Genomic DNA, 828 nt, shown 5'->3' with positions numbered 1-828 from the left:
CGTTAATAATTAACCAACCAGCAAGTTGCTAAGACACTTGAATTGATGATGAGACAGTCAGACTGATCTACTAAAAACCTTAGCTCGCCATAGGCTCATAATGAAGCCGCAAGGATGATAAGGACAGTAGAAGCAGATATCCATCAGGGCCAGAGGCATACCTCAATAACAGGCCGAATATATGGGTGCAATGAACTCTTCTCAAAATTGATATCGAATGTCTTGCAAACCGGATGGGTCCATATATGGTGGAAGTGTCAATATTGGAGGAACATTTATTGACCGACATCGAGATAAGTTTTCGCGAAGCGTATAAACACAAAAGCCCTAGCGGTTTAGGCTAGGGCTTTGGTGTTTATTTGGATGCTTGGCGATGACCTACTCTCACATGGGGAGACCCCACACTACCATCGGCACGTTTGCGTTTCACTTCTGAGTTCGGGATGGGATCAGGTGGTTCCACAAGGCTATTGTCACCAAGCAAATTCTGTTTATTACCGTGTCCATCTCTGGCTCACGTTAATAATAATTCGGAAAGCTGATTTGCTTTGTTTGAGTTCACACTTTATCAAGTGTCGATATTCTGTCTAAGGCTTTTCGTACGACCTCCATGGAAGGAGGAAGTGCTAGAAAATGTCTGGAACATTTTCAGTAAAACCCATCTGGGTTGTATGGTTAAGCCTCTCGAGTCATTAGTACATGTTAGCTCAACGCCTCACAACGCTTACACACCATGCCTATCAACGTCCTAGTCTCGAACGGCTCTTTAGAGGAATTAAATTCCTAGGGATGACTCATCTTAGGGCTCGCTTCCCGCTTAGATGCTTT

At 44.0% G+C, this 828-nt stretch carries 2 rRNA genes; both read right to left on the bottom strand.

What is annotated here, in order from left to right:
• Positions 1-365 precede the first annotated feature (365 nt).
• Positions 366-481 (bottom strand): 5S ribosomal RNA (gene rrf, locus L5M10_RS23950).
• Positions 482-671: 190 nt separating this feature from the next.
• Positions 672-828 (bottom strand): 23S ribosomal RNA (locus L5M10_RS23945); the annotation flags it as partial.

It is taken from the genome of Shewanella sp. SM32, from assembly GCF_025654235.1.
Taxonomy (GTDB): domain Bacteria; phylum Pseudomonadota; class Gammaproteobacteria; order Enterobacterales; family Shewanellaceae; genus Shewanella; species Shewanella oncorhynchi.
Note: the sequence above shows the minus strand (reverse complement) of the source record. Positions and strands in the feature narration are given on the sequence as shown.